Here is a 9,830-nt window from a genome sequence, read left to right on the forward strand (position 1 = left end):
AAATCGACCGGTTATTGACACAGAAAAACTCATCGATGGTGCCCGGATATATGAAAAACGATCCAAGCATGCTCTCTAATCCATATGTCAGAGAAGTCAAGATAGATGAGATCTTTCCATACCGGGATCTTAATTATGGAGAGGCAAATTATATACAGACTCTTAACCTTTCGTTCTATCCGAGAGAGAGGGGACCGTATAATCTTGATGCCGATCGCATTGATGAAAACGGCAATTTGCTGCAGCCCGAAAAGCGCTGGGGTGGCATAATGAAAAAAATGGACAACACCAACTTCGAGACATCGAATGTCGAATATATCCAATTCTGGATGATGGATCCATTCCTTGACTCAGACAATCCCAATACTGAGGGCGGAGACCTTTATTTCAATTTCGGAGAAATAAGCGAAGATATTCTTAAGGACGGCATGAAGAGTTATGAAAACGGACTTCCGATTGACGGCAATAATGAATTCATCGCTGAAACGGTATGGGGAAAAGTATCAAGACAGAATTCGCTGACATATGCATTTGAGAATGCAGCCAACGCAAGACCGATGCAGGATGTCGGTCTTGACGGACTTAAAAACGATGAGGAATTCTCGTTTCCTTCGTATAACGAGTATCTTGACAAGTTGCGGGGAAAACTATCTTCATCAGTCCTTGCCGAAATGCAGAACAATCCTTTTTCTCCGATGAATGATCCGGCGGGTGATAATTATCATTTCTTTCGTTCTCCATATTATGACGAAAAACAGTCGGATATTCTTGAACGCTACAAACACTACAACGGAGTGGAAGGGAACTCACTCTCTCCTGACCAGTCTGACAACCCTCTGTATCAGTCTGCAAGAGCTGTTCCGGATGTCGAAGACATAAATCAGGACAACACACTCAATGAATATGAAAGGTATTTTCAGTATAAAGTCTCGATAAGACCGGAAGACCTTGAGGTGGGCAAAAATTATGTCACAGACAAGGTAGAAAGGCGCGTCAATACTCCCTCCGGTCCGCAACAGGCAGTCTGGTATCAGTTCAAGATTCCTTTGAGTTCGCCGGAGAAAATTGTAGGTGGCATAACGGATTTCTCAACTGTCAGATTCGCCCGAATGTTTATGACCGGATTCAAAGAAACAACACATCTGCGGTTTGCTACTCTGGAACTCGTAAGAGGCGAATGGCGAGATTACAGCTTTAATCTGAATAGTCGCAATGATTCGCCAGCAGAGGGTGAGATCGATATGACAGTGGTCAATATTGAGGAAAATTCAGCAAGAACACCTGTTAACTATGTCTTGCCTCCCGGTGTTGACAGGATTCAGGATCCGGGACAGTCTCAGGCAACGCAGTTAAATGAACAGTCTCTTTCGATTACAGTCAAAGGACTGCAACCCGGAGACGCACGCGGTGTATATAAAAACACGCAGCTTGACATGAGGATATACAAGCGTCTTCAGATGTGGGTGCATGCCGAGGCTCTTATTGACAACATTACATCTCTGCGCAATGGAGACCTTTCTATATTCATTCGCTTGGGGTCAGATGTCAAGAATAATTATTATGAGTATGAGATTCCATTGGAACTGACCCCTCCGGGCAATTATAACAATTTCAATTCAGCTGACAGAGCCCGAGTCTGGCCTTTGGCAAACTATCTGAACATTCCACTGGATGTGTTTACTACCCTGAAGACTTCAAGAAACCGCGATAAGAGCGCAAATGTGGACGGGGTGGGATACACTGTGCTTTATACCGGTCACGATCCCGACAACGTGCAGAATACAGTGGCTGTGCTTGGCAATCCGAGTCTGAGCGATGTTCGGGTTATGCTTATAGGTATTCGCAACAGGTCAAACAGTGTCAAAGACGGTACTGTCTGGGTGAATGAATTGAAAGTAACGGATTTCAACGAGTCCGGCGGCTGGGCGGCAAATGCCAATGTAAATCTTGCAGTGAGTGACATCGCGATGGTTAATTTCTCAGCACATAAGGAGACTTCCGGCTTTGGAGGAGTTGACCAACCGCTTAAATCACGAAGGATGGAGGATTACGAACAGTATAACGTAGCTGTTCAGGGAGATCTGGGTAAATTTTTACCGGAAAAAGCCAAATTGTCGGCCCCTGTTTTTTTCTCAAAGTCTCAGGAAACGATAACACCGCAATATAATCCCCTTGATCAGGACATTCTGTTGAAAGATGCATTGGATGCGGCTCAGACAAAACATGAGAAGGATTCTATAAAAAACTATGCCATTACTAAAAAAAGTGTGGAAAGCTTCTCGATATCCAACTTCAAGTTTAATGTACAAAGCAAGAATCCGATGCCTTGGGATCCGGCAAATTTCACTTTGTCATTCTCATATAACAAACAAAAGAACATAGATCCTACGACAGAATATGAAAATACGAATGATTATCGCGGCAGTTTTCAATATTCGTATTCGCCATATATCAAACCACTCAAACCGTTTGCGTGGATAAAGGGTAAAAGCCGTACGGCAAAGTATTTCCGAGAGTGGGAGATTAACTGGCTTTTCAATAACCTTACATTCTATACGGGCATGCACAGGTATTACTATGAGCAGCAGACAAGAAGCGAAGTGGATGTGGACTTCCAGCTGCCTGTTCAGGTAAGTAAGAACTTTGTCTGGGACCGCCAGTTCAGTATAACATGGAATCTGATAAAATCCCTGAGTCTAACATTCTCAAGCAAAACGACGGCAAGAATTGAAGAGACACTCGGTGCGGTAAACAGACGACTCTTCGCCGATAAATACGAACAGTGGAAAGATACCGTGTTGTCTTCGATCAGACATCTCGGCACACCGTGGAATTACAATCAGACATTCACCGGCACCTATCGCGCACCCTTTAACCGCATCCCTGCTCTTGACTATCTGTCAGGTTCGGTGACTTATAATTCTGTCTATAGATGGGACAAGGGAGCGACCGTTGAAGACCTCTATTTAGGCAACACTATCCAAAACCAGACAACGTGGAATGCAGATGCGAGATTGAATTTCGAGACTCTTTTCAACAAATCCAAATATCTTCAGAAAATCAACAAAAGATTCTCGTCATCCACTTCCGCACGCAATAGCAATTCCCGAAACAATGCGGCAAGAAAGCGTGATAAAAAATTCGAGAGGGCATTTACACTGTCACCGGATACAAGCACTTTGGTTAAGCATAATCTTAAAACTAAAAAGATAAAGTTCGCAGCTGTTGCCAACGGACAGCCTAAAAAACTAAATTTCAAAATTATTGACGAGAATACAGTTGAGATTCTTGACAGAGGCTCCCAGACGGTAAAAATAACAGTTAGGGAAAACAATGTTGAAAAGAAAAATTTCGCGACAGAACTGGCTGAATACAGTCTGCGTTTCCTGATGATGCCCCGCTCCCTGTCATTCAGGTGGAGAAGCGGTCATTCATTGAATCTACCTCTTTTTTCTCCAAATGTGGGTAATGTTTTCGGACAGTCACTGTCGCACGGACCAATGTCTCCCGGTCTTGACTTCGCCTTTGGCTTCTATGATAAGGACTATGTTGACAAAGCGCTCGACAGGGGATGGCTTATAACCGGTTCTGATCAGATTTCTCCTGCATTGTGGACTAACAACAAGGAGTTTAATTTTGAATTGAATCTTGAGCCTATAAAGGGGCTTAAAATACTTCTTACCTCGAACCTTACAGATTCGAGAACAGAGCTGATGCAGTTCATGTATGCAGGTATGCCGACATCATACTCGGGATCGTACATGCGCACACATGTGGCGATTATGTCTGCAATGAAAAATTACAAAGCGGAAGACGGTTATGCATCAGAAAGCTTTAACAGGTTCCTTTCTTATATCCCTCAGGTAGCACAGCGTGTCGAGGCTTCCTATCACGGATCGGTTTATCCTGCATCAGGATTTCTTGAAGATTCACCTCTTGCCGGAACAGTGTATGATGCAGGACAGGGAGGAGTGAGTGCAACAAGTTCTGATGTGCTTATTCCAGCCTTTCTTGCTGCCTATAGCGGTATAAGTCCGGACAAAATCAGTCTCAAGCACTTTGAAGGACTAAACGCCATGCGACCGAACTGGCGCGTAACCTATGACGGACTTATAAAGCTTGGCAACCTGCAGAAATGGTTCAAAGCTTTTACTCTTACTCATGCGTATCAGTGTACATATTCGGTAGGATCATATTCAAGTTTCATGAATTGGGTGAGTATTGGAGAGGGCAGAGGCTTCATTCTTAATGAGCAGACAGGATTGCCGATTCCGTCTTCTCCGTTCAATATCACATCAGTAGCCATAACAGAGAAGTTCGCTCCTTTATTTGGTGTAAAAGTGACTCTTTTCAATGATCTTACGTTTAATGCGGAGTATCGCGATGCGAGAACACTTAATCTAAATACGTCAGCCGGTCAGATTGTCGAGACTACAAGCAAACAGTTATCAGTCGGAGCGGGATACAAGATAGCCGATTTCAACAAGATATTGAAAATTGGCAGTCGGCAGGGTGGGGTATCCAACGATCTTTCTGTAAATCTTGACCTTGCATTGTCAAATAACCAATCCCTGATTCGCAGGATTGAGACTGCTTTTACGCAAGCAACCAACGGGACACGCACATTCTCCGTTAATTTTATGGCAAGCTACATTCTAAGCAAACGCATAACATTGTCAGCTTTCTTTGATCACCAGGTCAACACACCTCTTGTATCAAGTTCCTCCTACCCGACATCCAATTCAAATTACGGAGTCGCAGTAAATGTGTCACTTGCTCGGTAGATTGCCGCACATACCGAGAAGATCTTTAATATATGCAGGCTTTTTTGTAATTTTGCATTATGTATTGGATAGAAAATATATTATTCGAGCATTCCGCTGTCCAGGCCGTAATCGTGATTTCAATTATCATCGCCATCGGTCTTGGTCTGGGGAAAATACATGTCTGGGGCATTTCGTTAGGTGTTACATGGGTGTTTTTTGCGGGGATTCTCGCCGGTTATCTCGGATTCTCCATAGACTCCGGAATGCTTAATTTCGCACAGAGTTTCGGTCTGATTCTGTTTATCTACGAATTAGGACTTAAAGTCGGTCCCGGATTCTTCAGTTCATTCAGACAAGGGGGAATTAAACTTAATCTATTAGGACTGTCCACTGTCATGCTGGGCACCGGTGTCGCAATCGGCTTGAGCTACATGTTCAGTGTGCCGATGTCGGATATGACAGGGATAATAAGTGGAGCAACAACAAATACTCCCGCTCTTGGAGCCGCGCAACAAGCACTTCAGCAGCTTGGCATATCTGCCAATGGCGCGGCATTGAGTTGCGCAGTGACATATCCCCTCGGTGTCGTAGGTGTGATACTGGCAATAATCATTGTAAGAAAAATTGCTGTAAAGGACTCTGACATCGTTGTTAATACTTCTGAAGAAGATCACAATACATTTATAGCGACATTTCAGGTCAAGAATCCAGCCGTATTCGACAAAAGTATAAAGGAGATAGCAGCCATCACTCCAATAAAGTTTGTCATATCCCGTCTTTGGCGTGACGGAGAAGTAAGTATACCGACATCCGATATAAAGGTGGCGTCAAACGACAGATTGATGGTGATAACTACTGAAGCCGATGTCGATGCATTGACTGTTCTGTTTGGCGAACATGAAAGCCGGGACTGGAACACAGGTGATATTGACTGGAACAAAATCGACAGTTCGCTCACTTCAAAAATATTGNTTATCAGTAAACCGGAATTAAATGGTAAGAAGCTCGGCAGCCTGCGTCTGCGCAACAACTATGGAATTAATATAACAAGAGTCAGCAGAAGCGGTGTCAGGCTTTTGGCAACACCAAGTCTTGTTCTCCAGCTTGGAGACAGGCTGACTGTGGTGGGTAAAGAGAACCAGATTGAAAGAGTAGCGGAAGTTGTAGGCAATACCGCAACCAAACTTAAAGATCCTAATCTTGCGGTTATATTTGTCGGCATTGTGCTGGGTCTGCTTTTAGGTTCCATTCCTATTGTGATTCCTGGAATTTCGGCACCTGTCAGACTTGGTCTGGCTGGTGGACCGATTGTCGTTGGCATCTTGATGGGACGATTTGGTCCTCGTTTTCAAATGGTAACATACACAACACGAAGTGCGAACCTAATGCTGAGAGGCATCGGGCTATCCCTGTTTCTTGCCTGTCTCGGACTTGATTCAGGCGCTCATTTCATAGACACAATCATGAAGGGGGATGGCTTGTTGTGGATTGCACTCGGATTCATAGTAACTGTTATTCCTGTAGTTCTGATGGGGCTGATTTCGCTTCGCATATCCGGACTTGATTTCGGTTCGACATGCGGCATGCTTTGTGGTGCTATGGCTAATCCGATGGCTCTTAACTACGCAAACGATACGATACAGGGTGATAATCCAGCTGTAAGTTACGCAACTGTTTACCCAATAGCAATGTTCTCTCGTGTTGTTATTGCGCAGCTGCTGATACTTATTTTTATGTAAATAATGAGATTACACACAAAACAGGTCGCATCGCGGAAAACACGATGCGACCTGTTTTTTATACAATCTCCGATTAAAGGATTATTAAAAGAATCCTGTCACACTATTGTCAAGGCTGTAGACAACCTGCTTACCGGAAAGGTTTGAAACCGAATATGCCGCTACTCCATCTGTTGTAGTGAAAATCACAGTCCTGTCATTTTCCCTGCCTTCATATTTCTTTGCAGAAGATTCAAGTAACCATTTGTCTCCGTCTCTGTTGATAACAACAGATTCATCAGGGTTGTTGGCAACCTTGAAAGTCCCGGCAGATGGCACTTTTATAGCATCTTCCATGGCAATCACATTCTGCATTACCATTCCACGCAAACCGGGAGAATATTCAACAACATACCAGCCGCCTTTACGCTCTATTACCGCGAATACCATGCCGGTCTTAAGAATGACAGGGTCATCATTCTTATTGAGAGCCGCACATTCATCCTTGGCAACAGGTGCCTCGAAAACCTTTGTATCTTTTGCGATAACAATGTGATTCTCGGCGCAAACTGTTATGGCGATACAAACCCCTGCAAATGCAGTAACAAGATATCTATTCATAAGTACATCATTTCAGATGGAGCAATTCCATTATCTTTTCTAATGCCAGTGAAACGCCTTCTGCATCTTTGCCTCCTGCCTGCGCGAAGAAAGGCTGACCGCCGCCGCCACCCTTAATGAGTTTCGCAGCTTCACGCACTATCTGACCTGCATTCAGCCCTTCTTTCACGAGATCGTCCGATAACGCAACGGTAAGAAGTGGCTTACCTTCGGAAACCGTCACTCCCACAAAAGCAGTATGATCTGTGCATTCGCGTCTCACGGTGAAAGCAACGTTCTTCACGATATCAGGCAGACGAATGCCTGATAATGAAACAAGCTTAATACCATTTATATCTTTTGCCGATGCAATAGCCTCTCTGCTCATCGTTGCAATCCGCTCTGCCATAAACTCCTCGACCTGATGCCGAAGGTCTGCATTCTCACCGATAGCTCGTGTTACAGCGGTTTTAATATCGGCAGAGCCACCAAGGAGTCCAGCAACATCCTTCATCATATCCTGAAGATTATCCATCATGTTTTCGACACCGGTTCCGGTCACAGCCTCTATTCTGCGAATGCCGGCTGCAATCGAGCTCTCCGACAGGATCCTAAGCATGCCTATGTTTCCGGTATTTGCCACATGAGTTCCACCGCATAACTCAACAGAGGATCCGTACTTGACAACTCTGACCTTGTCTCCGTACTTTTCTCCAAAGAGAGCCATGGCACCCATTTCACGGGCTTCGGCAATCGGCAGCTCCCTGCATTCCTCAAGATTCATAGCCATGCGTATTCTTGAATTGACAAGATGCTCGACCTGTCTCAATTCTTCCGGTGTTACTTTTTGGAAATGAGAGAAATCAAAACGTAACACTTCCGGAGATACAAATGATCCTTTTTGCTCTACATGTGTGCCAAGCACCTCACGTAAAGCTTCATGGAGAAGATGGGTTGCCGAATGGTTGGCAGAAGTGGCGGCTCGGGCAACCTTGTCAATTCGTGCTGTCATGACTTCGGTCGGATCGGAAGGAATCTCATAAGACAGATGAACACCTACGTTATTCTCTTTCTTTGTATCAAATATGTTGACAATCTCTCCTGATGGAGAAACAAGCACACCCTTGTCTCCGACTTGTCCTCCCATCTCTGCGTAGAATGGAGTCTTTGACAACATTATCTGGTAATATTCCTTACCTTTTTGTTTGACCTTACGGTAACGAAGTATTCTGGCGGGAGTCTCTGTCAGATCATACCCGACAAATTCTTCTTCTCCCTGCGAAACCTCAACCCAGTCTGTCGCTTCCACAGCAGCAGCATTGCGCGCCCGATCCTTCTGTTTCTTCATCTCTTTGTCAAAACCATCTCTGTCAAGCCCCATGTTCTGTTCCCGGAGAATAAGTTCTGTAAGGTCAAGAGGGAAACCGTAGGTGTCATACAGCACAAACGCGTCTTCTCCGGCAAGATTTTCTTTACCGGCGTCTTTTGATTTCTTTATGAACGAATCAAGTAGTCGTATGCCGTTGTCAAGTGTGCGAAGGAATGAATCCTCTTCTTCCTTGATTACTTTTTTAATAAGTTCTTTCTGAGCCGGAAGTTCCGGATATGCATCACCCATCTGCTCGACAAGAGTATCCACAAGCTTATAAAGGAATGCCTCTTTCTGATCAAGGAATGTATATACGTATCTTACGGCTCTTCTTAAAATCCGACGTATCACATAACCTGCCTTTGCATTTGAAGGAAGTTGTGAATCTGCTATTGAAAACGCTATCGTGCGCACGTGATCGGCAGCTACACGCATCGCAATGTCAACTTTAGTATCCGTGCCATACTTTTTGCCGGACAGTTCTGAAATCTTATAGATAAGAGGGGTAAATACATCGGTATCGTAATTTGACTTTTTACCCTGTAATGCCATACAGAGACGCTCGAATCCCATTCCCGTATCAATAACTTTCGCGGGAAGCGGCTCAAGATGACCGTCGGCTTTTCTATTATATTGCATGAACACAAGATTCCAGATCTCTATTACAAGTGGATTGTCTTTATTCACAAGTGTGGCTCCATCTGTAAGTTCACGTTCCTCATCACTGCGAAGGTCAATATGAATCTCGGAGCAAGGACCGCAAGGACCAGTCTCACCCATCTCCCAGAAATTGTCATGGCGGTTACCATTGATGATATGTGATGCGGGAAGATGTTTCTCCCAGATACCTGCAGCCTCGTTGTCACGCTCCAGACCTTCCGGGGCATAACCTTCGAAAACAGTGGCATAGAGACGGTTCGGATCAAGTTTTACGACTTCTGTGAGATATTCCCACGCCCAGTCTATCGCCTCTTTCTTGAAATAGTCGCCGAAACTCCAGTTTCCGAGCATTTCAAACATTGTGTGATGATATGTGTCATGACCCACTTCCTCAAGGTCATTATGCTTGCCTGATACACGCAAACATTTCTGAGAGTCTGTCACTCTCTTGGCTTCAGCAGGGCGATTCCCGAGTATGATATCCTTAAACTGGTTCATACCGGCATTGGTGAACATAAGTGTGGGATCATCTTTTATCACCATCGGGGCAGAAGGCACTACCTTATGACCTTTCTCTTCGAAAAATTTCTTGAAAGATTCTCTGATTTCCTTGGATGTCAACATCGTCTTAATATATTTTTGAATTGCAAATTTAACCATAATTTACTATTTTTGCAATTCAAGTTGTTTAGAAACTGTTTAAATTTAATTCGAAAT

The 9,830-nt window shown here is 44.2% G+C and carries 4 protein-coding genes; 2 read left to right on the plus strand and 2 right to left on the minus strand.

Annotated features, from left to right (window positions below):
• Positions 1-14 precede the first annotated feature (14 nt).
• Both sprA and JX312_RS04560 read left to right on the plus strand, forming a co-directional pair.
• Positions 15-4,784, plus strand: coding sequence for a cell surface protein SprA (gene sprA / locus JX312_RS04555; protein WP_255563900.1), 4,770 nt, complete (start codon positions 15-17; stop codon positions 4,782-4,784).
• Between the two features lie 59 nt (positions 4,785-4,843).
• On the plus strand, positions 4,844-6,505 hold the full coding sequence (locus JX312_RS04560) for a putative transporter (protein ID WP_204457201.1): 1,662 nt from the start codon (positions 4,844-4,846) through the stop codon (positions 6,503-6,505).
• 84 nt (positions 6,506-6,589) lie between these two features.
• On the opposite strand, the gene JX312_RS04565 is transcribed toward JX312_RS04560, so the two are convergent.
• Positions 6,590-7,105: a hypothetical protein gene (locus JX312_RS04565; protein WP_123406556.1), complete on the minus strand. Its 516-nt coding sequence runs from the start codon at positions 7,103-7,105 to the stop codon at positions 6,590-6,592.
• A 7-nt stretch (positions 7,106-7,112) separates the two neighbouring features.
• Positions 7,113-9,737 carry an alanine--tRNA ligase gene (gene alaS / locus JX312_RS04570; protein ID WP_204457202.1) on the minus strand — a complete coding sequence of 875 codons (2,625 nt, stop codon included), beginning with the start codon at positions 9,735-9,737 and terminating at the stop codon, positions 7,113-7,115.
• Positions 9,738-9,830: the final 93 nt, after the last annotated feature.

Source organism: Barnesiella sp. CU968 (genome assembly GCF_905219685.1).
GTDB lineage: Bacteria > Bacteroidota > Bacteroidia > Bacteroidales > Muribaculaceae > Lepagella > Lepagella muris_A.